This is a genomic window from Roseomonas sp. AR75 (genome assembly GCF_005222815.1).
GTDB lineage: Bacteria > Pseudomonadota > Alphaproteobacteria > Acetobacterales > Acetobacteraceae > Falsiroseomonas.
Genome location: NZ_STGB01000005.1, coordinates 765,513 through 787,207, shown reverse-complemented (window position 1 = coordinate 787,207; position 21,695 = coordinate 765,513). Strand labels below are relative to the sequence as shown.

The window sequence follows — 21,695 nt, the reverse complement described above, 5'->3', positions numbered from 1 at the left end:
CGGGATTGCAAGCCACCCCTCCGCACGGCATTCCCGCCCCATGCCTGAAACGCCCGAAAGCCTCCTCGCCAGGCTCGATGCCCTCGGCATCGTCCACCGCACGGTCACGCATCCGCCCGTCTTCACCGTCGAGGAAAGCAAGGCCCTTCGCCCGGAACTCCCCGGCGGGCATTCCAAGAACCTGTTCCTCAAGCCCCAGAAGGCGCCCGGCCCCTTCATCCTCATCGTCCTCCAGGAGGATCGGCGGGTCTCGGTGAATGCGCTGGCCCGCGCGCTGGGCGCGCCGCGGGTCGCCTTTGGGCCGGCCGAGGACCTGATGGCCCAACTCGGCGTGCAGCCCGGCTCGGTCACGCCCTTCGGCCTGGTGAATGCCGCGCCCGGCGCGGTGCGCCCGGTTTTCGACCGGCATCTGATGCAGGCGCATGACTGGGTGAATTTCCACCCGCTCACCAATGCCATGACCACCGCAATCCGCCCGGACGACCTGCTGCGCTTCCTACGCGCCCTCGGCCATCTCCCCGAACTGATGGACCCGCCCGAAGCCCCGCCCGCGTCGGGCTGAGCGCAGCTTCGGCCTGCCGCCCCATTGCCCTCCGCCGCGCGGCTGCGCATCTATCGGCGCGAAAAACTGGGAAATGCCCGACATGGACGTGATCTTCGACCCGACCCGCCAGACCGCGCCCGGCGGCAGCCCCGCCTCCGGGGGCGCCGGCGACCTCATCAAGGATGGCGACCAGCGCACCTTCATGGAGGACGTGGTCCAGGCCAGCCGGGAAGTGCCGGTCCTCGTCGATTTCTGGGCGACCTGGTGCGGCCCCTGCAAGCAGCTCACCCCCACGCTCGAGAAAGTGGTGAAGGCCGCGCAGGGTCGCGTGCGGCTGGTCAAGATCGACATCGACAAGAACCGCCAGCTCGTCCAGCAGCTCGCCCAGATGGGCCTGCCGCTGCAATCGGTGCCGACCGTTGTCGGCTTCGTGCAGGGCCAGATCGCGGACCTGTTCCAGGGCGCGCTGCCGGAAGGCGAGGTGAAGAAGTTCGTCGAAGCCCTGCTGAAGATGGGCGGCGGCAGCCTGCCCGGCGCCGACCTGCTGGCGGAGGCCAAGGCGGCCGCCGAGCAGGGCGACCACAATACCGCGCTGCAGCTGTTCGCCGCCCTGGTCGAGGCCGAGCCGGAAAATCCGGAGGCCTTCGCCGGCCTCGCCCGCTCGCTGATGGCGCTCGGCGAGGAGGAGCAGGCGCAACAGGTGCTGGACCAGGTGCCGGACAAGCTGAAGGAGCATGCCGAGATCGCCTCGGTGCGCTCCGCCCTGCAACTGGCGATCGAGGGCCGCGCGGCGCGCGAGAAGCTCGGCGAGTTCGAGCGGCGGCTGGCCGCCGATCCGGATGACCACGCGGCCCGCATCGACCTTGCCGTCGCGTTGAACGCCATGGGCGAACGCGCCAAGGCAGTGGACGCGCTGATGGAAGCGATCAGGCGCGACAAGGCCTGGAACGAGGAAGCCGCGCGCAAGCAGCTGCTGAAGTTCTTCGAGGCCTGGGGATTCGATGACCCCGCGACCCTTGCGGGACGCCGGAAGCTCTCCACCCTTCTGTTCAGGTGATCCGGGCCGCTCCATGCGGCCGAACAGGGGAAAATGTCCGCCTTCCACCCGGCCTTCGCGGATCTCCCCGGCGAGATTCCCATCTTCCCGCTTTCCGGCGCATTGCTGCTGCCGGAAGGTCGGCTGCCGCTGAACATCTTCGAGCCGCGCTATCTTGCGATGGTGGAGGACTCGCTCGGCGGCGGCCGGATGTTCGGCATGGTGCAGGGCGATCCCGGCCTGCCGCGGACCGCGCTCGGCAGCCAGCTCTATCGCATCGGCTGCCTCGGCCGCGTCTCCTCCTTCGCCGAAACGGATGACGGGCGGCTGCTGATCACGCTGACCGGCGTGATCCGCTTCCGCATCGCCGAGGAGCTCGAGATGCACCGCGGCTACCGCCGCGTGCGCGCGGACTATGCGCCGTATGAGCGCGATCTCGCGCTAGACCGGCCGGCGCCGCAGCTTGACCGCGCGGAGCTTCTGGGCGCGCTGCGGCCCTATTTCCGCGCGCGCGGGATCGAGGCGAACTGGGAGGCGGTGGAGCAGACCAGCGACGCAATGCTCGTCACCACGCTCTGCATGGTCTGCCCCTTCGATGTGCGCGAGAAGCAGGCGCTGCTGGAGGCGGCGAGCGTCGAGGAGCGCGCCCGCATGCTGGTGGCGCTGATGCAGATGGACAGCCACGGCACGGTGCCGGAAGGACGGCCGAGCTGAGCCTCAGCCGGCGGCCGTGCAGGTGAAGCGTCCTGCCTTCCGGCGGATGGAGGCGCGGGCGGCCGGTTCCGCCATCGCTGCCCGGCAGGCCTCGAGAATACGCAGATGCGCGGCCCAGGCGATGGCGCCGCTCTTCTCGCCGAGGGCTATGCGCCAGGTGGCGTCGTCCAGCGCCTCGCCCGGCATGGCGCGTTCCATCGCGCGTGCGCGGCGGGCGATGTCCGCGGGCATCAGCGCCGGCCGCGGCTCACGCGCATCCCAGTCCTCGCAGGCATCGCACATGCAGCGCATGCTTGCCGCCTTCGCGAGCGGGGATCAAGCGGCATGCCGATTCGAAAGCATGGGATAACAAGGTCCTGCGACGCCACGCCGCTTCTAACGGCGCGGCCGATGGGCTAGACAGGGCGTGCATCCGCAGGGGTATCGAGGCATGAGCGGCGAGGCAGGCGTGACGACCGGCGGGGCGGTGGATCCGCGGTTGCTCGAGATCCTGGTCTGCCCGGTCACCAAGGGACCGCTGCGCTACGACCGCGAACGTGGTGAACTGGTCAGCGAGAAGGCGGGGCTCGCTTATCCGATCCGCGACGGCATCCCGATCATGCTGCCGGAGGAAGCGCGCAAGCTCGACTGATCGGGCGCGCCATGCCGACGCCGACGGAGCTCCGGCTCAACCGGGCCGATCGCGTGCTGCATGTCCGATTCGACAGCGGCGAGCACTTCGCCCTTCCGGCCGAGTACCTGCGCGTCGAAAGCCCTTCGGCCGAGGTGCAGGGGCACGGCCCCGGGCAACGGGTCACCGTGCCCGGCCGGCGGCATGTCGGGATCATGCGGGTCGAGCCAGTCGGAAACTACGCGGTGCGGCTGGTCTTCGACGACCTGCACGACACCGGCATCTACTCCTGGGACTACCTGCACAGGCTGGGCAGCGAGCAGGCGGAGCGCTGGGCGGCCTATGAGCAGGCGCTGGCGGCGCAGGGGCTCAGCCGCGATCCGCCGTCGCGGACAGGCTGACTCGACCGCGGCGGCAGGAAGGCGAGGCGGCCCTCGGCGCCGCCGCAGCCTGGCTCAGTGCCGCGTGACCGGCGTGCGACCGCGCTTCGGGGCGGGCTTCGCCGCCTTCCGACGCTCCACCGCCGTGCGCAATTGCACCGGGCGCTTCGCGGTACGCAGCGGCTTCGGCTCGGCTGCCGCCTCGGCGGTCGGCAGCGCGGCGGGCGCGGGCAGCGCCGGCGGCGCGGCGGGCACCGCGTGCTCCGCGACCGGGGCCGGGGAGGGCGTCGGGGCGAGCGCCGCCTTCGCCCAGGCACCCGTCCAGAACTGCAGGGCCTGGCGCTGCCATTCGGTGACCAGCGCGGTCTGCTGGCGGGCCATCTCCGCCGTCCAGAAGCCGCGCCAGGACCCGGATGCGGCGTTGGCGGCGCTCAGCCACTGGCTCAGAAAGGGATTGCTGCTCATTCTCGCTTGCCTTCACAGGGGAAACTCGCGGCCTTATGCTGCGATGCAGCATGAAAGGCTACCCCGCGCCCGGGGGCGTCGATGACGTTCCCGCGAGAGTCCGGCGTGTCTGCCCGGCCGAGTTCCGAGCAACGTGTTGCAGCGCAGCATGGGCGGGCCTAGCCTTCCCTCCGACCATGGGGAGGTCGTTCCTTCCTTCACGAGGTGCAATCTTGGGCCGCCTGACAGCCGTTTCCTTCCGCTCCTACCGGGGGCACCAGATCGAGTTGCGGGATAGTGGCCGCGACCGTTACCAGGTGATCATCCATCCGCCGGGCGGCCGCGGCGCGCCGCATGAGATGGCGCCGCCGGAGCCCGGCGCGACCCTGGCCGCGATGGTGTCGCATGCGAAGGCGATGATCGACGCGGTGATGGGGCCGCGGCCGGAGCCGGTCCGGCCGATGGGCGGCTTCGCCCGCCGGCGGGCCTGACCGCCGGCGGCTGCCGGTCACGCCAGGTTCCGCCACGCGCCTTCGCGCAGCAGCACCCGGTCGCGTTCCGCGCGCAGCTGCGCATCCAGGCTGCCGCGCGTCAGGCCGATATCCCGCAGCACGGCGGGGTCGAGTTCCGCGATGGCGGCGCGCGTCGCCTGTTCCAGTCGCCACCGGCGGAAGCGCAGCGCCAGGCGGGCAAGGATCGGCGGCAGCCGCGCCGATGCGAAGGGCGCGGACAGGCCGTGGCCTTGCAGTGGGGCGATGGCGGGGGCAGGCATGGCACGTCTCCTGGCGGAGCCCCGCCGGCGGCGGGCTGCCGCGGCCGAGGCGATACCGGGATCCTGCCGGAGAGACCTTGCTGCGCGATGTCGCGGCGTGTTGCACCGCGGCAAATCAGGTTGCGCGCATGTCGCGACCATGCCGCGACATGCGCCGGGACGACATGCGATGCCGTGTGTTGCGCGGGCTACTCGTCCCGTCGTGGCCGTGCCAGCAGGCGCCCCATCGCGTCGCCGACCGACATCCGCCCGGCCAGCAGGTCGGCGACGGCCGCGCAGATGGGCAGCTCGATGCCGGTCTCCGCGGCACGCGCCACGATGGCTGGCGCGGTCTCGACGCCTTCCGCCACGCCGACCCGGCTCGCCAGCGCGTCCTCGAGGCTGGCCCCGCGCGCGAGCTCGACGCCGAGCGAGGTGTTGCGGCTGCCCGGGCCCGTGGTGGTCAGCAGCAGGTCGCCCAGGCCCGACAGGCCCGCCGCCGTTTCCGCGCGGCCGCCAAGAGCGACGGTAAGGCGCGACAGCTCCGCGAGGCCCCGGGTGACCAGCGCGGCGCGGGCATTCTCCCCCAGGCCCGCGCCGATCACGGCGCCGGCGGCGATCGAGATCACGTTCTTCGCCGCGCCGCCGACCTGCACGCCCATCGGATCGTCGCCGCCATAGATGCGGAAGCCCGCGGTCCCAAGCAGATCGCCGGCCATCTGCCGCAGCCCGGCATCGCTGCTGGCCAGCACCGCGGCGGCGGGCAGGCCCTTGGCGATCTCATGCGCGAAATTCGGGCCGGACAGCACCGCCCCCGCGCGGCCCGGCCGCAGGGACTCGACCACCTCCAGCGGGAAGCGCAGCGTGCCGCGCTCCACACCCTTTGCGCAGACGATCAGCGGCGCACCGGTATCCGGCACCGCCTGCAGCACCGGCCGCAGGAACTGCGCAGGGACGACCAGCAGCACGAACAGCGCATCGGCGAGCGCCGCGGCGGGATCGGCGGTCACCTCGATGGCGGGTGACAGCGTCACGCCTGGCAGATAGGTGGCATTCTGCCGGCCGGAGGCGATCGCGGCCGCACGCTCGGGGTTGCGCGCCCAGAGACCGACGGAATTGCCGGCGCGCGCGGCCTGAACGGCGAGCGCCGTGCCCCAGGCGCCTGCGCCGAGGACCGCGATGCGTCGCCTGGGGCGTCCTGCCATGGCGCTATCTCTCCCCGGTGATGCGCGTCACCGCTGCCGTTGCACCATCCTCGCCCCGGCCGAGGCGGGCGAGCAAGGCATCCAGGATCGCCTGCGCCTGATCGGCGAAGCCGAAGGGCGGGTTGGCGACAAGCAGCCCGCAGCCGTTCAGCCGTGCCGGATCCGTCGGCTCGCGCAGCGCAAGCTCGCAGGCGAGGCAGTCGGGCACGTCGGCGTCGCGCAGCGCGGCGTGGAAGGCGCGCACCGGCGCGCGGTGCTTGATCGGATACCACGCGGCCACGATCGCCGCGCGGAAGCGGTGGCGCAGCGTGACGATGGCGCCCGCAAGGCGATCGAACTCGCCCTCCTGCTCGAAGGGCGGATCGATCAGCACCAGGCCGCGACGCTCAGGGAAGGGGGTGAGGGCGGTGATCGCCTCCCAGGCGTCGCGACGGTGCACGGCGACCTGGCCGTCGCCGCGGAAGGCAGCCTTCAGCGTCGCATGGTCGTCCGGGTGCAATTCGCACAACAGCAGACTGTCGCCGGGGCGCATCAGCGCCCGGATCAGCGCGGGCGAGCCGGGGTAGGTCGCGGGAAAGCCGGCGGCACCGACCAGCGACAGGTAGTCGGCGAGCGCGGGATGCGGCGCGCCTTCGGTCAGGCGCGCGATCCCGTCGCGCCACTCCCCCGTGCGCTGCGCTTCCGACGCCGACAGGTCGTAGCGCCCGATCCCGGCATGGGTATCGAGCACGCGGAACGGCTTGTCCTTCGCCAGCAGGGCGCGCAGCAGCGCAACCAGCAGCGCGTGCTTGACGCAGTCGGCGAAGTTCCCGGCATGGAAGGCGTGGCGGTAGTTCACGCGGGCGGGCTAGCCCGCGCTCCACCGCCGCGCAAGCGTGCCGGGAGGTGGACGAGGTCAGGATCATGGAATCGACCTGGCCGCCCACGATGTCGCGCTGCGCATCCGCGCCGCCGCGATAAGGCGCATGCAGCAGCCGGATGCGGGCGCGCTGTTCCAGCAGCGCCAGCGCAAGTTGGCCGGCACCGGCCGCCGGCGGCGTGCCGCAGGAGACGCGGGCGGGATTGGCCTTCGCATGGGCGATGAAGCCCGTGATGTCATCATGGGCCCGCGGGTGAGCGTGGGCAGGTCCTGCCCTTCCCGGAAATCCTCGAAGAACCGCACCTCCCGTTCGCGTGTCTCGAGTTTCAGCACGACCGCTTCCCTCTCATCGGATCGCTCCGCTTTCTTCCAGCGCGGCGCGACCCGCAGGATCGAGCCCGAGCAGATCGCCGAACACGTAGCCATTGTCGGCGCCCAGCCCCAGCCCCGGCACCGGCACCGGCACCGGCGCCAGCGCGCCGCGCCAGCCATCGGCTTCCATCCGGGGCAGCGCGATGCTCCAGCCGCCGTTGCACATCTGCCGGTAGACGCCGCGCGCATCCAGATGGCGGTCGCGCACCAGGTCGAAGATCCCGCGCGAGCGTGCCGCGGGCACGCTCTCGGCGTGCAGCGCGGCTTCCGCCGCACGCGCCTCGCGGCCATGGCACCAGGCGGCCAACGCTTCCCGCAGCGCGGGCGCATCCGCCGCAAGCGAGTCGGGCCGCGCCAGCGCCACGCAGAGCCCTGCGCGTGCGGCGGCATCGGGCGCGGAGAGGGCGAGCCACTCATCCTCGCCCGCGCCGCGAACAGGCCGGACAGCGGCGCCGAGAGGTCCTCCGCGCGGCCGTCGCGCGGCACGCCGCGCCCGAGGCCCGCATGCAGCAGCGCGTATGCCCCGTCGCCGCGCGGTGCCGCAGCGCCGCGAGGATCGCGAAGCTCTCCCAAGACGAGGCGACGGGACCGGTCCAGGCGGGCATCACGCCCATCGCCTCGAGCTGCGGATTGGCGCGGCCGATCAGCCCGACGAACATCGCCGCCTCGCGATCGGGGCAGCACCGCGGCGCAGGTGGAAGCGTTGGCGCGCCATGCGGCGAAGCGCGGCGCCTTCTGCGCGGTGACGCTGGTGTTCCGCAACGGGGAGTTCTTCCGGCTGCTGGAACCTGATGTGCGTCGCCTCCGGCATGGCGCGCAGCGGCGACATTCCCTTCGTCAACACCTTCGGCGCCTTCGCCACGCGCCGCGCCCTGCCGGCCGCGCAGAACCCACGCTGAACCGCGCCGATCGGATCTCGTCGTGCCATGCGCGGCCGATGGGATCCGATCCCGCCCACGCCCCGTCTTCGGTCAGGCGGCAGCCAGTCCCGGCAGGAAGGACCGGAGCTCGCGGACCCGTTCGAATGTCCAATCGGCCAACGCCATCGGCGACCCCTGGTCGAGCAGCGGACGTGACGCAGCGAGGAAGGCCGCCTCGCCCCGGATCAACGACCAGCCTTGCGGCAGCGTCGCCGACGACGCCGCGTGCGGCACGATCCGGGGCAGGCCGCTTGCGCCGAGGGCAACGATGGCGTGCGGCGTCTTCGGCAGGCGAGGATCGGCGCCGTCCCAGCCGCTTCCCCCGTCCGGGAAGCGCAGGCCCCATCCGATGAACCACTCCGCCTCCGCGCTCGGCGCGTAGGGCGGGCGGAGGAAGGCGTGGCCCCAGATCACGCCTCGCTCCGGGTCGGTCATATAGGTCGTCCGCCCCGTCGCGCGCATGCTCCGCAGCAGCGGTGCGATGCCCTCCTCGATCCGCTCGAAGCAGGCGGCTATCCGCGCTTCGGCGGCAAGGAAGCGCTCGGCGGCGAGCAGGTCGTCGGCATCCGGCATGGCGTCGTGCATCGCATTCCTTTCGCGCGGATTGAAGGCCAGAGCAGATCGCGTTCAGATGGGATCATCTGAACGCGTGAAGATGCTCTGAAAACATGAGGCCAGAGCCTGCGACGTGAGCGCGAGCGAACGCAGCATGCTCTATGCGCCCGCGGGCGGGTGCACATCGGCCAGGATCCCGAAGGATCGCACCCGGGCCGCATGGTCATGGATCTGCGCGGTGACCATCAGTTCGTCGGCGCCGGTGCGCGCGACGAATTCCGCGATCCCGTCGCGCACGGCCCCCGGCCCACCGACGACGGAACAGGCGAGGGCATGGTCCAGCATGCGTCGCGCCTGCGGGTCGAGTTGCCCATCCAGCCCGTCCACGGGCGGTGGCAGTTTGCCCGGCCGCCCCCGCCGAAGGTTCAGGAAGGCCTGCTGCAGCGAGGAGAACAGGCGGCGCGCCTCCACCTCAGTCTCGGCGGCGAACACGTTGAGGCCCAGCATCACACGCGGCGCGGCGAGGCGTTCCGATGGCCGGAAGCGCTCGCGATAGACCCTGATCGCGTCCATCATCTGCGCCGGCGCGAAATGCGAGGCGAAGGCGTAGGGCAGGCCGAGATAGGCGGCGAGCTGCGCGCCGAAGGTGCTGGATCCGAGGATCCAGACCTCCACCTCCTCGCCGGCGCCGGGCACGGCCTGCAGCGCCTGGCCCGCCTCGGCAGGCTGGAAATAGCCGAGCAGCTCGACGACGTCCTGCGGAAAGGAATCCGCCTCCGCATCCAGGTTCCTGCGCAGCGCGCGTGCCGCAAGCTGATCGGTACCCGGCGCGCGGCCGAGCCCGAGGTCCACCCGGCCGGGATGGAGCGCGGCGAGCGTGCCGAACTGCTCGGCGATGATCAGCGGCGCGTGGTTCGGCAGCATGATGCCACCCGCGCCGATCCGGATGCGCTGCGTGCCAGCCGCGACATGCGCAAGGGCGACCGCTGTCGCCGCGCTCGCGATGCCGGGCATGTTGTGATGCTCGGCCATCCAGAAGCGCCGATAGCCGAACGCCTCGGCATGGCTGGCGAGGTCGAGCGAGTTTCGCAGCGCCTGACCGGGATCGCTGCCTTCGGGCACCGGCGAAAGATCGAGAACGGACAGACTTGCCATGGCCCGCATATGGGCGGGCGAGGCCGGCGCGGAAACCCGTCCGTCCGTGTCGTTCCGGAGGCGGCGCTGCGCCGCGATCAGTCGAGCAGCGCCTCGGCTTCGATCTCCACCAGATAGGGGCCGACGAGCCTGCCGATCTCGACCAGCGTATTGGCCGGGCGCGCCGTGGCGAAGACGCGACCATGGACACGGCCGACCGCTTCCCAGTCATTCGCGTCGCGCAGCCAGATCCGCGTCTGCACCACGTCGTCGAGGGTTCCGCCCAGCGCCTCGATCGCGGCGCCGATCTTGTCGAGGATGTAGACCGCCTGGCCGCCGGGATCGCCGGGGCAGACGACGGAACCATCCGTGTGCGTCGCCGTGGTGCCGCTGACCAGGATGCGCTTGCCCACGCGCACGGCGCGCGAATAGCCGCACAGCCCTTCCCACACGCTGCCGGAATCGACGCGGAGGCGGCCGGGGCGGAATTCCGTGGCGTCGTAGATCTTCGGCAGGCTTTCGAGGTGGTGGCTGAGATCGCCGGCCGCGGTCAGGTAGGGCGGCTTGCGGTATTCGTCGCCGCAATCGCCGGGAATCGGCGTGCTGCCGACCAGCGCGCTGTCGATCCGCGCCTGGTCCTCCGCATCCAGTGCGAAGGAGAAGAGGCGGAGATTGTCCGCGCGGTGCTCCGATTCCGTCAGCCGCGCGCCGACGATCACCGCGCCGACCGCCGGGTGCTGCAGCACCCAGCGCGTCGCGACGTTGGAGACGGAGACGCCGTGGCGCCGCGCGATCGCCTGCAGCTCCCGCATCAGACGCTGGAACACGCCCCAGCCGCCCATCGCGCCGATGAAGCGGCGGTATTTCATCTTGGACCAGTCGGCGATGTCGGCCTCGGCCGGCTCCTCGCGCCCGACCCAGCGTTCGGAGAGGAAGCCGCCGCCGAGCGTGCCGTAGGCCAAAATCTTCACGCCGTTCGCCAGGCAGAAGGCGGACATCTCGCCCGCCGCGCGACGATCGAGCAGCGAGAAGGAGAGCTGGTTGGTCGCGATCGGGATGCCGTTCTTCACTGCGACGCGCAGATGGTCGGTGTCGAAATTCGTCACGCCGAGATGCTTCAGCGTGCCCTCCGCGCGCATCGCCGCCATCTGCTTCAGCGCATCGAGCCAAGCGGGGTGCTTGAAGGTCCACCAGTGGAACTGCATCAGGTCCGGCGCGCCGCCAAGCCGTTCCAGGCTGCGGCCGACACCTTCGCGCACGACCTCGCTGGTCATCGGGCCGGGGGTGGGCACCCATTTGGTGAAGAGCGCGGCCTGGCCGCCCTGGCGGCGGAACAGCCCGGCGATGTCCTCGGCGCCGCCATAGTGGTCGGCCATGTCGAAGCTGTCGAAGCCGGCGGCAGCGTATTCCGCGAGAGTCGCCGCGGCCGCCGCGTGATCGAGGCTGCGTCCTTCCCGCTCCTGGTCCGCCACCTGCCAGAGGCCGGTGACGATGCGGCTGCTTTCGAGACCCGGAGCGAGAACGACACGAGGCGGACGAGCGGGAATGGTCACGACATCACCCATTCAGTGCTGGCGGCGGGCGACGCCCGCCGAGCGGCCGAATGGCCGCCGCGCACAAACCGACGGCGATGCCGGGCGCGACAATCGCCTGCGCGCAAGCCAAGCGGCCGGAGGCCGCGCCCGGCGTCTGAGGGCGGATTATCTCAACTGCCGCTGGACCGCCTGCACTTCCTCGGTCGTCATCTGGCCGACGGTGGTGATCTCGCCGTTCTGGATGCGCCACTTGCGGAAGGGGCCGGTGATGTCGCCGTTCTGGTCGAAGGTCACCGGGCCGATCACGCCCACATAGCGGATCTTCTGGCCCGCCCGCAGCAGCTCCAGGGCGCGCTTGAAGCCATCGGGGCCGGCATGCACCACCTCGCCCTCCGCGCCCGTCACCTCGCGGATCGCGTCGCGGATCGGCGCGGCTTCGAAGCGGCCGGCCTTCGCGATGGCGAGGCCCAGGATCGCCGCGGCGTCGAAGGCGCGGTCGGCCGCCGGCGCGCCGGCGCCGAAGCCGCCCGACATCGGCGGATAGGCGCGGGCGAAGAATTCCGTCGACGGCGTCGTCACCGTGCCGGAGGAGGTGCCGAAGGCGTTGTTGAGGAAGCGCGGGCCGACATCGCGGATGAAATCGGCGCTGTTCATGCCGTCATTCAGCAGGAAGGTGTTGGCGCCGCCCTGCTGGATCCAGGTGCGCGCGATGGTGGTGCCGTCGCCGGGGTAGGAGACGAGGTAGAGCGCCGGCGGATCGCCCGCCAGCGCGCGCGTCACTTCCGGCGCGTAGCTCGCCTGGCCCTGGTTGTAGGGCGTGGTGGAGGTGATCTGCCCGCCCAGCGCGACATAGGCGCGGCGGAACTCGTTCACCATGTTCACGCCAAAATCGTTGTTGACGTGGATGATCGCCAGGCGGCGCAGCCCCTGGTCCATCGCGTAGCGCGCGGCGGCCGTGCCCTGCAGCGCGTCGGAGGTGATGGTGCGGAAGAACCAGCCGCGCGTCTGGCCCTCGGCCGCCATGCGGGTCAGCGTGGGCGAGGAGGAGGCGGGCGAGATCTGCACCACGCCGGCGGGCCCCGTCACGCTGGTGACGATCGGGATCGAGACGGAGCTTATGATGCCGCCGATGATCGCCGGCACGCGGCGCAGGTCCACCAGCTGCCGCGCCTGGTCCACCGCGACGCTGCCCTGCGACTGCGCATCGCGCAGGTCGAAGGCGAGGCGCCCGCCGGCGATGCCCGCGCTGCCGGCCGCCTCGTTCAGCGTGTTGAAGGCGAGCTCCACCGACTTCGCCGCCGCCTGCCCGAAACGGCCCGCGGGGCCGGTCAGCGAGACCACCATGCCGACCGTGTGGGTGGCGCCCTGCGCCCGGGCCAGGGTGGGCGCCGCGAGGACGCCGAGGCCGGCGCCCAGCGTGGCGCGGCGGGTGATGGACATGAAGTTCGCTCCCGATCCACAGATGGATTTCAGGCAATCTCGCCCTGCGCCCGGCGCTTGTAAACGGGGGTTCAGGCCGGGGGCGGGGTGACCCAGGTCTCCTGCACGAAGAGCCAGTGCGGGCCGGTGGGCTCGATGCGGAACAGGGCGGCGGCGCGGCGGGCTGTCTCGATCCCGCCCGGAAGCCATTGCCGCTCGATGTAATGCATCAGCATCAGCGGCGGCGCGGCGTGCAGAACGCCGACATCCTCGATGGCGATGCGGAAGCCCGGCCCGCGCACGCCGCGGGCCTGGCGCAGGAAATCCAGCACCTGGGCGCGGTCGAGCCGGGTTCCGTTCGGCATCACCATGGCGAAGCCGGGCGCGAAGGCCGCTTCGTAGCGGCCGTTGTCGTCGGCGCCGGGCGCGCCCAGCGTCTTCTCGAAGACTCGGTGAAGGTCGCGGATCTCCTCCGCGCAGCGTTCCGCGTCAGTCACGGTTGAGCTCGTATTTCATGATGCGCCCATGCGGCCCGGCGCGATCGCGTTCCAGCGCGTAGAAGTCCCCCTGCGGCCCCGGATGCTGCGCCAGCAGCGCCGCGATGGCGGCGCGGTCCTCGGCGTCCAGCGCGAAGCGGAAGACCGCGAGGTTGTCCGGCAGGTGCTCGGCATAACGCGCGCCGACGATCGCGCCCGCGACATGCGGCTGGTCCAGCACCCAGCGCGTGGCGACGGCGGTGATGGACACACCGTGCTTGCGCGCGATGCCGTCCAGCAGGCGCAGCAGCGCCTGGAAGGCGTCCCAGCCGCCGAACTCCTCGATGATGAGCCGGTATTTGACCAGGCTGCGGTTCGCCAGCGGCTCCGCCGGCGCGTCCTTGCCGAGCCAGCGCGACGACAAGAAACCGCCGGCCACGGTGCCGTAGCAGAGGAAGCGCATGAAGCTGCGTGCGCAGAGATCGCTCATCGCCCCGGCGACGCGGCGGTCCAGCAGCGAATACTGCACCTGCATGGAAACCAGCTTCACGCCGGCCTCGATCATCGCCGCGCTGTGCGGCGTGTCGAAATTGGTGCCGGCGAGGTTGCGGATCTTCCCGCGTTCCTTGAGCCGCGCCAGGTGCTGCGCGGCGTCCAGCCAGCCGGGAATGGCGTAGTCCCACCAGTGGAACTGCACGAGGTCGAGCGCCTCGGCGTGCAGGCGCTGCAGGGACCGGTCGATGATCCGCTCGATGTCGGGGGGCGTCAGCGTGGCGAGCGCGGAGAGGTCGGGCACGAACTTCGTGTGCACCTGCAGCCGCGCGCGCTCGGATGGCGGCAGCGTGGCGCGGAAGGCGCCGATCATCTCCTCGACGCCGGTGTAGATGTCGGCGCAGTCGAAGGTGGTGATGCCGGCCTCGAGGAAGGCGCGCATGTCGGCGATGGCGCGGTCGCGCTCGATCTCGCCATGCCCGCCGGCCAGCTGCCAGCCGCCGCGGATCAGGCGGGAGATCGTGTAGCCCGGGGCGAGTTCGAAGCGCTGGACGGTCATGGGGCCTCGGTCGCCGTGGTGTCGGAGCGCTTGAAGCGCCGAAGCTGGGTGCGGGTGATGCGGAAGCGGCTCGGGCAGTTCGGGTCGGGGCAGGCGACCTCGGCGTCGGAGGTCATCCAGTCCATCGGATGCGTCGGCCGCTGCTTCGCCGCCAGCAGCGGCAGCACCGCCGCCAGCGAGTAGATCGAAAAACCCTGGCCGGGCGGCAGGTGCAGCATCTCGCCACGCAGCTCGAAATGGTCGCCGGGCACGGCGCCGCACCAGAGCCTGGCGCCCGGCGGCGCCACCACCTCCACCCGCAGGTCCCAGAGGTCGAATCCGTCCTCGTCCATCGCCGTTCTCCCGCTGGCGGCTATCTCGGCCGGGCGGAACGGCGGCGCAAGCGGGGGCCTTGACTTGCGCTGCGCCGCGCGGCCTTTCCGCGGCCAAGACCGGGGGATGACCGCGTGCTGGTGGCCGAGGGCGTGACGAAGGGATTCGGGGGGCCGCCCGTGGTGGACGGCGTCTCCTTCACCCTCGCGCGCGGCACCATCACCGGGCTGATCGGGCCGAACGGCGCCGGCAAGACCACGTTGTTCAACCTGATCGCCGCCAGCCTGGCGCCGGACACCGGGACGATCACGCTGGATGGCGCGCGCATCGACGGCCTCCGGCCCGACGAGGTTTTTGGGCGCGGCCTGGCGCGCACCTTCCAGATCCCGCGCCCCTTCCCGGCGATGACCGTGCTGGAGAATGTGATGCTCGCGCCGCAGGGCCAGCGCGGCGAGCGCTTCTGGGCCAACTGGCTCAGCCCCGGCGCCGTGGCGGCCGAGGAGCGGCGCAACCGCGAGCATGCGATGCACTGGCTCGATTTCGTCGGCCTCGCGAAGCTCGCCGCGCAGCCGGCCAGCGTGCTCTCTGGCGGGCAGCGCAAGCTGCTGGAACTGGCGCGCGTGCTGGTGGCGGAGCCGAAGCTGATCCTGCTGGACGAGCCGGGCGCCGGCGTGGCGCCGCCGCTGCTGGCGATCATCATGGAGAAGATCGCGGCGCTGAACGCTGATGGCATCACCTTCCTGATCATCGAGCACAACATGGACCTGGTGATGACGCTGTGCCGCCCGGTGATGGTGCTGGCGCAGGGCAGGCTTCTGCTGGAGGGCTCGCCGGAAGAGGTGAAGCGCGATCCGCGCGTCGTCGAGGCCTACCTGGGATGACCGCGGCGCTGTCCATCGAAGCGATCGAAGGCGGCTACGAGCCCGGCCTGCCGATCCTTCGCGGCGCCTCCGTCAGCGTGGCGCCGGGCGAGATCGTGGCGCTGCTCGGGCCCAACGGCGCGGGGAAGTCCACGCTGGTGAAGGCCGCCGCGGGCCTCGTGCCGATCTGGTCGGGGCGCGTGACGCTGGCGGGCCGCGACGTCACCGGCCTGCCCGCGCATCGCATGGTGCATGAGGGGCTGGGCTTCGTGCCGCAGACGGAGAATGTCTTCGCAAATCTCAGCGTGCTGGAGAACCTGCAACTGGCCGCGGCCCTCATCGCAAGGCAGCGCCGCGGCAGCCTGTCGAAGATGTTCGCGCTGTTCCCCGATCTCGACCGCCAGCGGACGCTGGCGGCGGGGCGGCTTTCGGGCGGACAGCGGCAGATGCTGGCGGTGGCGCGCGCGCTGGTCGCCTCGCCGTCGGTGCTGATGCTGGACGAGCCCTCGGCCGGCCTCTCGCCCAAGCTGGTCGGCGTGGTGTTCGAGCGTCTGCGCGCCGTGCGCGACACGGGGGTGACGATCCTGCTGGTGGAGCAGAACGTGAAGGCCGCGCTGGCGCTGGCGGATCGCGCGGTGGTGCTGGTGGAGGGGCGGGAACGCCTGGAAGGCGCGGCCCGCGACCTTGTCGATGATCCACGGATGGCGGCGCTCTATCTCGGCGAGGCCGCTCACTGATGCTGCAGCTGATCGCCGATGGCCTCGTCGTGGGCAGCGTGATCGCGCTCGGCGCGGTCGGGCTGACGCTCACCTATTCCATCCTGCGCTTCGCCAATTTCGGCCAGGGCGAGTTCATGACCTGGGGCGCCTATCTCGCCGTCTCCGCGCTCGCGCTGGTGCTGGCGGTGACGGGCGGCGGCGTGATGGAGCCGCTCGGCCCGTTCAGCTTCGGCTGGCAACTCATCGTCGCGATGATCCTCGCCGCCGCGCTGACGGCTTGCCTCGCGCTGGTCGTGGACTGGCTGCTGTTCCGCCGCCTCCGGCGCGGCAACGCCATCACGCTGGTGATCGCGAGCTTCGGTGCCGCGCTCGCGTTGCGCAACCTGGTGCAGTTCCTCTACGGCACCCTGCCCGAATACTACACGCGGGAGATCCAGATCGCGATCCGGCTGGTGCCGCGCGATGTCCTGGGCGGGCTGCGCATCACGCCGGACCAGATGCTGGTGATCGGGCTGACGCTGGTGCTGATGCTCGCGCTGCAGGGACTGCTGACGCGCACCACGCTCGGGCGCGCGATGCGTGCCACCGCACAGAACCCGGCGCTGGCGCGCGTGGCGGGCGTGGACGTGGAAGGCGTGATCCGCGCCACCTGGGTGATCGGCGCGGCGCTCGCCGCCGTCGCGGGCGTGCTGGCCGGTGTCGTGGGGCAGGTGCGCCCCGGCCTCGGCTTCGAGTTGCTGCTGCCGCTGTTCGCCGCGGCGATCCTCGGCGGCATCGGCAGCGTGCGCGGCGCGGTTGTGGGCGGCTACATCGTGGGTCTTGCCGAAAGCCTTTCGGTGCCGCTGGTCGGCGCCGAGTATCGAGCCGCCACCGCCTTCGTCGTGCTGATCGGCATCCTGCTGCTGCGCCCGACCGGCCTGTTCGGGGAGCGCGCGTGATGGAGTGGCTGCCCGTCCTGAACTACCTCGCCTTCTTCCTGGTCTTTGCCGGCATCTTCGCCGTGATGGCGCTGGGCCTCAATCTGCAATGGGGCTTCTGCGGCCTGTTCAATGTCGGCGTCGCGGGCTTCGTCGCGGTGGGCGCCTATGCCTCCGCGCTGCTCACCGGCCCGCCGGAGCCTGAGCGCTTCGGCGGTTTCGGCCTGCCGGTCGCGGTCGGATGGCTGGGCGCGATGGGCTTCTCCGGTCTCGCCGCGCTGGTGGTGGGCGTCGCGGCGCTGCGCCTGCGCGAGGACTACCTGGCGATCACCACCTTCGGCATCGCGGTGGTCATCCAGCTCATCGCGCTGAATGCGCAGGCGCTGACCGGCGGACCCTTCGGCATCCAGTCCATCCCGAAGCCCTTCGCGGAGTCGCTTGGCACCGGACTCGGCTGGAACCTGGCGTATCTCGGGCTGGTGCTGGCCGTGCTCGGGCTTGCCTGGTGGGCGCTGGAGCGGCTGGTCGCCAGCCCCTGGGGCCGCGTGCTGCGCGCGATCCGGGAGGACGAGCTCGCCGCCGCCTCCCTCGGCAAGCGGGCCAGCGCCTTCCGGCTGCAGAGCTTCGTCATCGGCTGCATGCTGATGGGGCTGGCGGGCGCGATGTATGCCCATTTCGTGGGCTACATCGCACCGGAGGATTTCCTGCCGGTGCTGACCTTCCAGATCTGGGCCATGCTGATCGTCGGCGGGTCCGGCCGCAATGCCGGGGCGGTGCTGGGCGCGGTGCTGGTCTGGGCGATCTGGAGCACCGCCGGCACCCTGATCCGGGAGGCGCTGCCCGCCGCCGAGCAGGCGCGCGGCGCGGCGCTGCAAGTGGTGCTGATCGGAGTGCTGATCGCGGCCATCCTGGTGCTGCGTCCGCGCGGCGTGCTGGGCGAGCGTGCGACGGTCTCGCGCCACGCCGGGTAGGACCGCGGAAGGGCGTTACGTCCGGCGCGGAAACACGATAGACCGTCCAGGCAGCGGGGCAGGGAGCCCCCATGGGACGACGAAGGAGAGACAGATGACGATCGGCCGCAGGACTGCGTTGCTGATGGGCGCGGGCGCCGCGCTCGGCCTGGCCCGCCCTGCCTTTGCGCAAGGCGGCAACGTCGTCGCCTACACCGCCTTCTCCGATTCGATCACCGCGCTCGCGCCCGGCTTCAAGGCCCGCAGCGGCGCCGACATCCAGGTGGTCGCGGCCGGCTCGGGCGAGCTGGTGCGCCGCGTGGTGGCGGAACGCGCCCGGCCGTTGGCGGACGCCATCGTCTCGGTCGGCGGCGAGTCGATCGATGCCAACCCGGGCGTCTTCGCCCGCTACACCCCGCGCGAGGATGCGGCGATCCTCGAATCGCTGAAGGTCAGCCCGAACTACATCCCCTTCTCCGTCACCCTGCCGACCGTGATCGCGGTGAACACCCGCCTGGTCCCGGAAGCCGAGATCCCGACCACCTGGGCCGCGCTCGCCGACCCGAAGTGGAAGGGCAAGATCGCCTTCGCCGGCGCCGACCGCTCCGGCTCCGCGCTGCAGCAGCTGATGCAGATCCTGTACAATTTCGGCGAGGAGGAAGGCTGGCGCCTGTTCGAGCGCATGCTGGAGAACTTCGTCATCACCGGCAGTTCCGGCGCGGTGCCGCGCGGCGTGGCGCAGGGTGAATACGCGATCGGCTTGACGCTCGAGGATTTCGCGCAACGCTTCATCACGGGCGGCGCGCCGGTGCGCATCATCTACCCGCGCGAAGGCATCACCATGGCGGCGGATGCGATGGCGCTGGTCGCGGGCGGACCGAACCCGGATGGCGGCCGCGCGCTGCTGGACTACATCGTCTCGGCCGAGGCGCAGACGCTGATCGTGGAGCGCTTCAACCGCCGCCCGATCCGCAACGACGTGGCGCCTCCGGCCGGCGCTGTGCCGCCTTCCGACCTGCCGATCAAGAACATCCCGGTCGAGTGGTCGAACGCGAACCAGCGCAACATCCTGAACCGCTACCTGCGCCTTGTCCGGCGCTGAAGCCCGCACCGGCCCGGCCCCGCATCTCGCGGCGGCCGGGCTGGTCAAGCGGTTCGGCAGCTTCACCGCGCTCGACCGCGTGGAGCTCTCCGCCGAGCGCGGCGAGCTGCTGACGCTGCTCGGCCCCTCGGGCTGCGGCAAGACCACGCTGCTGCGCGTGATCGCGGGCTTCCTGCAGCATGAGGAAGGCACGCTGCGCCTCGCCGGCCGCAGCCTGGACGGCACGCCGCCGGAAGCGCGCAACTTCGGCATGGTGTTCCAGAGCTATGCGATCTTCCCGCATCTCTCGGTGGCGGAGAACGTCGCCTACGGCCTGCGCGCCCGCCGCGTCCCGCGCGAGGCCGCGGAGCGGAAGGTGGCGGCTGCGCTGGAGCGCGTGCGCCTCGGCAATCTCGGCGCGCGCTACCCGGATGCGCTCTCCGGCGGGCAGAAGCAGCGCGTCGGCCTGGCGCGGGCGATGGTGATCGAGCCCGACCTGCTGCTGATGGACGAGCCGCTGTCCAACCTCGACGCCAAGCTCCGCATCGAGATGCGCGACGAGATCCGCCGGATGCAGCGTGAGATGGGCATCACCACCATCTACGTCACGCATGATCAGGAGGAGGCGCTGGCCATCTCTGACCGCATCGCGGTGATGGAGCGCGGCCATATCCGCCAGTTCGCGACGCCGCGCGAGGTGTTCGAATCGCCCGCGCATGCCTTCGTCGCTGAGTTCGTCGGCGGCTGCAACTGGCTTGACGCCACGCTGCTGCGGGACGGCGCCGGCGCCGCCGCGCGCATCGCCGATGGCGCCGCCTTCGCGCTGCCGGCGGCCGCGCCCGGCGCGCAGGGCGCCGCGCGCGCCGCGCTGCGCACCGAGGATCTGCGCCTCGCCACGCCGGAAGACCCGCCGGGCTGCTGCCTGGAAGGCCGCGTCGCGAGCCTCGCCTATCTCGGCCCGCGCACCCGCATGCGGGTGATCATCGGCCCCGGCGAGGCGGCGGTGGAAGCCGACCTGCCGAGCGCGCTGCCCCTGCCCAACGAGGGCGAGCCCGTGCGCCTGTCCTTCGAGCCGCACCGGCTGCGCCTGTTCGCGCCCGAAAGCGGCGTGCGGATCGCATGAGCGCCGCGGGGATCGCGCAGCCGAACGCCCCCGGCTGGCCGGCGCGGCTGCTGCGCGGCATCCGCCACGATCCCTGGACGGCCATCGCCTGGGCGACGGTCGCCTTCATGCTGGTCTTCGTCGCCTGGCCGCTGGCCGAGCTCGCGCGGCAGAGCTTCATCGGGCAGGAGAGCGGCCGCCTCGGGCTGGAGAACTACCAGACCTTCTTCGGCTCCAGCTATTTCCGCCGCGCGCTGTTCAACAGCCTCACGGTCGGCGTGCTCGGCACGGTGATCGCGCTCGCCATCGGCCTGCCGCTCGCACTCGTCTTCGCGCGCTTCGACTTTGCCGGGAAGGCCTGGATCGAAGTTGCGATCCTGCTCTCCATGCTGTCGCCGCCCTTCGTCGGCGCCTATGCCTGGATCATGCTGTTCGGCCGCAGCGGCCTCGTGACAGAGGCCGCGCGCGGCATCGGCATCGAGCTGCCGCCGATCTACGGCGCCTTCGGCATCGCGCTGGCCAGCGCCTTCGCGCTCTATCCCGTGGTGTTCCTGGTGGTGCGCGGCGGGCTCGCGCGGGTGAACCGCACGCTGGAGGATGCGGCGGCCAGCCTCGGCCGCGGGCGCATCGGCGTGGTGCGCACGGTCACGCTGCCGCTGATCCTGCCCTCCGTGCTGACAGCCGCGCTGCTGGTCTTCCTCGGCATCATCTCCGATTTCGGCACGCCCTCGATCCTGGGGGAGGGCGAGCGCTTCCCGGTGCTCGCGACGCTCGCCTTCTCGCTCTACCTGTCGGAGATCGGGGCGGAGCCCGGCATGGCGGCGACCACCTGCGCCGTGCTGGTGGTGATCGCGATGGCGCTGGTGGTGGCGGTGCGCATCTTCTCCACCCGCCGCTCCGTCGCGGATGACACCGGCGGCGGCGCGGCGCCGGTGCGGCTCCGCGGGCGCACCGGCGCGCTGCTCGGCTTCGGCACGGCGGCGCTGGTCGCCATTGCCAGCACGCCGCAGATCGTCGTCACCATCTGCTCCTTCCTCGAGGTGCGGGGCGTGGTGTTCCAGCCGGTCCTCACGCTCGACAACTATGCGCGCGCGATCGAGGCGCTGGGGGACGCGCTGTGGAACAGCCTGATCTTCGCGGGCCTGGCGCTGGCGCTGATCATCCTTGTCGGCTCGGCCATCGGCTATGTCATCGCGCGCCGCACGGGCCCGCTTACCCGCGCGCTCGACCTGCTGATCATGGTGCCCTACGTCGTGCCAGGCACCGTGCTCGGCATCGGCTACGCCACCGTCTTCAACGAGCCGCCGCTGCTGCTGACCGGGACGGCGACGATCATCGTCACGGTCTATTTCGTCCGCCGCCTGCCCTACATGACGCGCGCCTCGGCGGGCATTGTCTACCAGATCGACCGCGGGCTGGAGGATGCGGCGCGCAGCCTGGGCGACCCGCCGCTCACCGGTTTCCGTCGCGTGATGGCGCCGCTGATGCGCCCGGGCATCCTGGCCGGCGCCGCGATCGCCTGGGTGGAGGTGTTCAGCGAGCTTTCTGCCTCCATCGTGCTCTACACCGGCACGACGCGAACGCTGCCCATCGCGGCCTACCAGCAGGCGCTGTCGGGCGATGTCGGCATGGCGGCGGCCTACGCGACCATGCTGGTCGGCGTGGCGGCGGCGGGGCTCGTGCTGTTCGTCATCGCCCGCGGGTCGGAACGCGAGCGCAGCCTGGGCTGGCTTTAGGCGGGTCGCCGGC

26 protein-coding genes and 1 pseudogene are annotated in these 21,695 nt (G+C 71.4%); 13 read left to right on the top strand and 14 right to left on the bottom strand.

Annotated features, from left to right (window positions below; genetic code table 11):
* The first annotated feature begins 40 nt into the window (after positions 1-40).
* From E4T13_RS23185 to E4T13_RS23175, 3 genes are all read left to right on the top strand, one after another.
* Positions 41-562, top strand: coding sequence for a prolyl-tRNA synthetase associated domain-containing protein (locus E4T13_RS23185; protein WP_137180708.1), 522 nt, complete (start codon positions 41-43; stop codon positions 560-562).
* An 82-nt stretch (positions 563-644) separates the two neighbouring features.
* Complete coding sequence (locus E4T13_RS23180) at positions 645-1,601, top strand: tetratricopeptide repeat protein (RefSeq protein WP_137180707.1); 957 nt, start codon at positions 645-647, stop codon at positions 1,599-1,601.
* Between the two features lie 33 nt (positions 1,602-1,634).
* Positions 1,635-2,294, top strand: a complete 660-nt coding sequence (locus tag E4T13_RS23175; protein WP_137180706.1) for an LON peptidase substrate-binding domain-containing protein — start codon at positions 1,635-1,637, stop codon at positions 2,292-2,294.
* A 3-nt stretch (positions 2,295-2,297) separates the two neighbouring features.
* On the opposite strand, the gene E4T13_RS23170 is transcribed toward E4T13_RS23175, so the two are convergent.
* On the bottom strand, positions 2,298-2,576 hold the full coding sequence (locus E4T13_RS23170) for a hypothetical protein (RefSeq protein ID WP_137180705.1): 279 nt from the start codon (positions 2,574-2,576) through the stop codon (positions 2,298-2,300).
* 148 nt (positions 2,577-2,724) lie between these two features.
* On the opposite strand from E4T13_RS23170, the gene E4T13_RS23165 reads away from it, so the two are divergent.
* Entirely contained in the window at positions 2,725-2,925 is a 201-nt protein-coding gene (locus E4T13_RS23165) for a Trm112 family protein (RefSeq protein ID WP_137180704.1), read from the top strand.
* 11 nt (positions 2,926-2,936) lie between these two features.
* Positions 2,937-3,305, top strand: a complete 369-nt coding sequence (locus E4T13_RS23160) for a gamma-butyrobetaine hydroxylase-like domain-containing protein (protein ID WP_137180703.1) — start codon at positions 2,937-2,939, stop codon at positions 3,303-3,305.
* 54 nt (positions 3,306-3,359) lie between these two features.
* On the opposite strand, the gene E4T13_RS23155 is transcribed toward E4T13_RS23160, so the two are convergent.
* Complete coding sequence (locus E4T13_RS23155; RefSeq protein ID WP_137180702.1) at positions 3,360-3,749, bottom strand: hypothetical protein; 390 nt, start codon at positions 3,747-3,749, stop codon at positions 3,360-3,362.
* Between the two features lie 212 nt (positions 3,750-3,961).
* Between E4T13_RS23155 and E4T13_RS23150 the strand changes: the two genes are divergently transcribed.
* Positions 3,962-4,219: a hypothetical protein gene (locus E4T13_RS23150; protein ID WP_137180701.1), complete on the top strand. Its 258-nt coding sequence runs from the start codon at positions 3,962-3,964 to the stop codon at positions 4,217-4,219.
* A 17-nt stretch (positions 4,220-4,236) separates the two neighbouring features.
* On the opposite strand, the gene E4T13_RS23145 is transcribed toward E4T13_RS23150, so the two are convergent.
* The 12 genes and pseudogenes from E4T13_RS23145 to E4T13_RS23090 all read right to left on the bottom strand — a co-directional run bounded on the left by E4T13_RS23145 (position 4,237) and on the right by E4T13_RS23090 (position 14,337).
* Entirely contained in the window at positions 4,237-4,500 is a 264-nt protein-coding gene (locus tag E4T13_RS23145; protein ID WP_170985176.1) for a DUF1127 domain-containing protein, read from the bottom strand.
* A gap of 188 nt (positions 4,501-4,688) precedes the next feature.
* Positions 4,689-5,684, bottom strand: a complete 996-nt coding sequence (locus E4T13_RS23140) for an NAD(P)H-dependent glycerol-3-phosphate dehydrogenase (protein ID WP_137180699.1) — start codon at positions 5,682-5,684, stop codon at positions 4,689-4,691.
* A 4-nt stretch (positions 5,685-5,688) separates the two neighbouring features.
* Positions 5,689-6,522, bottom strand: coding sequence for a 23S rRNA (adenine(2030)-N(6))-methyltransferase RlmJ (locus E4T13_RS23135; protein WP_137180698.1), 834 nt, complete (start codon positions 6,520-6,522; stop codon positions 5,689-5,691).
* 61 nt (positions 6,523-6,583) lie between these two features.
* A pseudogene (locus E4T13_RS31030) lies at positions 6,584-6,778 on the bottom strand (tripartite tricarboxylate transporter substrate-binding protein); the annotation flags it as partial.
* A gap of 111 nt (positions 6,779-6,889) precedes the next feature.
* Positions 6,890-7,435, bottom strand: a complete 546-nt coding sequence (locus E4T13_RS23125; protein ID WP_137180697.1) for a CoA transferase — start codon at positions 7,433-7,435, stop codon at positions 6,890-6,892.
* 451 nt (positions 7,436-7,886) lie between these two features.
* A complete protein-coding gene (locus E4T13_RS23120; RefSeq protein ID WP_137180696.1) occupies positions 7,887-8,420 on the bottom strand; it encodes a hypothetical protein in 534 nt (177 codons plus the stop codon).
* A 129-nt stretch (positions 8,421-8,549) separates the two neighbouring features.
* The gene (locus E4T13_RS23115; RefSeq protein WP_137180695.1) at positions 8,550-9,545 is read right to left on the bottom strand and encodes an LLM class flavin-dependent oxidoreductase; all 996 of its coding nucleotides are present in this window, start codon (positions 9,543-9,545) and stop codon (positions 8,550-8,552) included.
* 77 nt (positions 9,546-9,622) lie between these two features.
* Positions 9,623-11,089 carry an aldo/keto reductase gene (locus E4T13_RS23110; RefSeq protein ID WP_137180694.1) on the bottom strand — a complete coding sequence of 489 codons (1,467 nt, stop codon included), beginning with the start codon at positions 11,087-11,089 and terminating at the stop codon, positions 9,623-9,625.
* A gap of 135 nt (positions 11,090-11,224) precedes the next feature.
* A complete protein-coding gene (locus E4T13_RS23105; protein WP_137180693.1) occupies positions 11,225-12,499 on the bottom strand; it encodes an ABC transporter substrate-binding protein in 1,275 nt (424 codons plus the stop codon).
* A 71-nt stretch (positions 12,500-12,570) separates the two neighbouring features.
* On the bottom strand, positions 12,571-12,975 hold the full coding sequence (locus E4T13_RS23100; RefSeq protein ID WP_137180692.1) for a DUF4440 domain-containing protein: 405 nt from the start codon (positions 12,973-12,975) through the stop codon (positions 12,571-12,573).
* The gene (locus E4T13_RS23095) at positions 12,968-14,005 is read right to left on the bottom strand and encodes an aldo/keto reductase (protein ID WP_137180691.1); all 1,038 of its coding nucleotides are present in this window, start codon (positions 14,003-14,005) and stop codon (positions 12,968-12,970) included. The genes E4T13_RS23100 and E4T13_RS23095 overlap by 8 nt, the downstream gene beginning before the upstream one ends.
* Entirely contained in the window at positions 14,002-14,337 is a 336-nt protein-coding gene (locus E4T13_RS23090) for a TIGR04076 family protein (protein WP_137180690.1), read from the bottom strand. Before E4T13_RS23090 ends, E4T13_RS23095 begins: the two co-directional genes overlap by 4 nt.
* Before the next feature lie 114 nt (positions 14,338-14,451).
* Between E4T13_RS23090 and E4T13_RS23085 the strand changes: the two genes are divergently transcribed.
* The 7 genes from E4T13_RS23085 to E4T13_RS23055 all read left to right on the top strand — a co-directional run bounded on the left by E4T13_RS23085 (position 14,452) and on the right by E4T13_RS23055 (position 21,682).
* Positions 14,452-15,198 (top strand): ABC transporter ATP-binding protein, encoded by a 747-nt coding sequence (locus E4T13_RS23085; RefSeq protein ID WP_206030275.1) that lies wholly within the window; start codon positions 14,452-14,454, stop codon positions 15,196-15,198.
* Positions 15,195-15,914, top strand: coding sequence for an ABC transporter ATP-binding protein (locus E4T13_RS23080; RefSeq protein ID WP_137180688.1), 720 nt, complete (start codon positions 15,195-15,197; stop codon positions 15,912-15,914). Before E4T13_RS23085 ends, E4T13_RS23080 begins: the two co-directional genes overlap by 4 nt.
* Positions 15,914-16,834, top strand: coding sequence for a branched-chain amino acid ABC transporter permease (locus E4T13_RS23075; RefSeq protein ID WP_206030274.1), 921 nt, complete (start codon positions 15,914-15,916; stop codon positions 16,832-16,834). Before E4T13_RS23080 ends, E4T13_RS23075 begins: the two co-directional genes overlap by 1 nt.
* Positions 16,834-17,784 (top strand): branched-chain amino acid ABC transporter permease, encoded by a 951-nt coding sequence (locus E4T13_RS23070; protein WP_137180686.1) that lies wholly within the window; start codon positions 16,834-16,836, stop codon positions 17,782-17,784. The genes E4T13_RS23075 and E4T13_RS23070 overlap by 1 nt, the downstream gene beginning before the upstream one ends.
* Positions 17,785-17,878: 94 nt before the next feature.
* Positions 17,879-18,865: an extracellular solute-binding protein gene (locus tag E4T13_RS23065; protein ID WP_137180685.1), complete on the top strand. Its 987-nt coding sequence runs from the start codon at positions 17,879-17,881 to the stop codon at positions 18,863-18,865.
* Positions 18,852-19,967 carry an ABC transporter ATP-binding protein gene (locus E4T13_RS23060; RefSeq protein WP_137180684.1) on the top strand — a complete coding sequence of 372 codons (1,116 nt, stop codon included), beginning with the start codon at positions 18,852-18,854 and terminating at the stop codon, positions 19,965-19,967. Before E4T13_RS23065 ends, E4T13_RS23060 begins: the two co-directional genes overlap by 14 nt.
* The gene (locus E4T13_RS23055) at positions 19,964-21,682 is read left to right on the top strand and encodes an iron ABC transporter permease (protein WP_137180683.1); all 1,719 of its coding nucleotides are present in this window, start codon (positions 19,964-19,966) and stop codon (positions 21,680-21,682) included. The genes E4T13_RS23060 and E4T13_RS23055 overlap by 4 nt, the downstream gene beginning before the upstream one ends.
* Positions 21,683-21,695: the final 13 nt, after the last annotated feature.

What these genes read in the sequence shown, in the direction of transcription:
- E4T13_RS23175 (WP_137180706.1), top strand. Translation starts at nt 1,635, where the DNA reads ATGTCCGCCTTCCACCCGGCCTTCGCGGATCTCCCCGGCGAGATTCCC.
- E4T13_RS23065 (WP_137180685.1), top strand. Translation starts at nt 17,879, where the DNA reads ATGACGATCGGCCGCAGGACTGCGTTGCTGATGGGCGCGGGCGCCGCG.
- E4T13_RS23055 (WP_137180683.1), top strand. Translation starts at nt 19,964, where the DNA reads ATGAGCGCCGCGGGGATCGCGCAGCCGAACGCCCCCGGCTGGCCGGCG.
- E4T13_RS23155 (WP_137180702.1), bottom strand. Translation starts at nt 3,749, where the DNA reads ATGAGCAGCAATCCCTTTCTGAGCCAGTGGCTGAGCGCCGCCAACGCC.
- E4T13_RS23095 (WP_137180691.1), bottom strand. Translation starts at nt 14,005, where the DNA reads ATGACCGTCCAGCGCTTCGAACTCGCCCCGGGCTACACGATCTCCCGC.
- E4T13_RS23180 (WP_137180707.1), top strand. Translation starts at nt 645, where the DNA reads ATGGACGTGATCTTCGACCCGACCCGCCAGACCGCGCCCGGCGGCAGC.
- E4T13_RS23115 (WP_137180695.1), bottom strand. Translation starts at nt 9,545, where the DNA reads ATGGCAAGTCTGTCCGTTCTCGATCTTTCGCCGGTGCCCGAAGGCAGC.
- E4T13_RS23165 (WP_137180704.1), top strand. Translation starts at nt 2,725, where the DNA reads ATGAGCGGCGAGGCAGGCGTGACGACCGGCGGGGCGGTGGATCCGCGG.
- E4T13_RS23170 (WP_137180705.1), bottom strand. Translation starts at nt 2,576, where the DNA reads ATGTGCGATGCCTGCGAGGACTGGGATGCGCGTGAGCCGCGGCCGGCG.
- E4T13_RS23070 (WP_137180686.1), top strand. Translation starts at nt 16,834, where the DNA reads ATGGAGTGGCTGCCCGTCCTGAACTACCTCGCCTTCTTCCTGGTCTTT.
- E4T13_RS23120 (WP_137180696.1), bottom strand. Translation starts at nt 8,420, where the DNA reads ATGCACGACGCCATGCCGGATGCCGACGACCTGCTCGCCGCCGAGCGC.
- E4T13_RS23145 (WP_170985176.1), bottom strand. Translation starts at nt 4,500, where the DNA reads ATGCCTGCCCCCGCCATCGCCCCACTGCAAGGCCACGGCCTGTCCGCG.
- E4T13_RS23090 (WP_137180690.1), bottom strand. Translation starts at nt 14,337, where the DNA reads ATGGACGAGGACGGATTCGACCTCTGGGACCTGCGGGTGGAGGTGGTG.
- E4T13_RS23075 (WP_206030274.1), top strand. Translation starts at nt 15,914, where the DNA reads ATGCTGCAGCTGATCGCCGATGGCCTCGTCGTGGGCAGCGTGATCGCG.
- E4T13_RS23185 (WP_137180708.1), top strand. Translation starts at nt 41, where the DNA reads ATGCCTGAAACGCCCGAAAGCCTCCTCGCCAGGCTCGATGCCCTCGGC.
- E4T13_RS23110 (WP_137180694.1), bottom strand. Translation starts at nt 11,089, where the DNA reads ATGGGTGATGTCGTGACCATTCCCGCTCGTCCGCCTCGTGTCGTTCTC.
- E4T13_RS23160 (WP_137180703.1), top strand. Translation starts at nt 2,937, where the DNA reads ATGCCGACGCCGACGGAGCTCCGGCTCAACCGGGCCGATCGCGTGCTG.
- E4T13_RS23080 (WP_137180688.1), top strand. Translation starts at nt 15,195, where the DNA reads ATGACCGCGGCGCTGTCCATCGAAGCGATCGAAGGCGGCTACGAGCCC.
- E4T13_RS23105 (WP_137180693.1), bottom strand. Translation starts at nt 12,499, where the DNA reads ATGTCCATCACCCGCCGCGCCACGCTGGGCGCCGGCCTCGGCGTCCTC.
- E4T13_RS23140 (WP_137180699.1), bottom strand. Translation starts at nt 5,684, where the DNA reads ATGGCAGGACGCCCCAGGCGACGCATCGCGGTCCTCGGCGCAGGCGCC.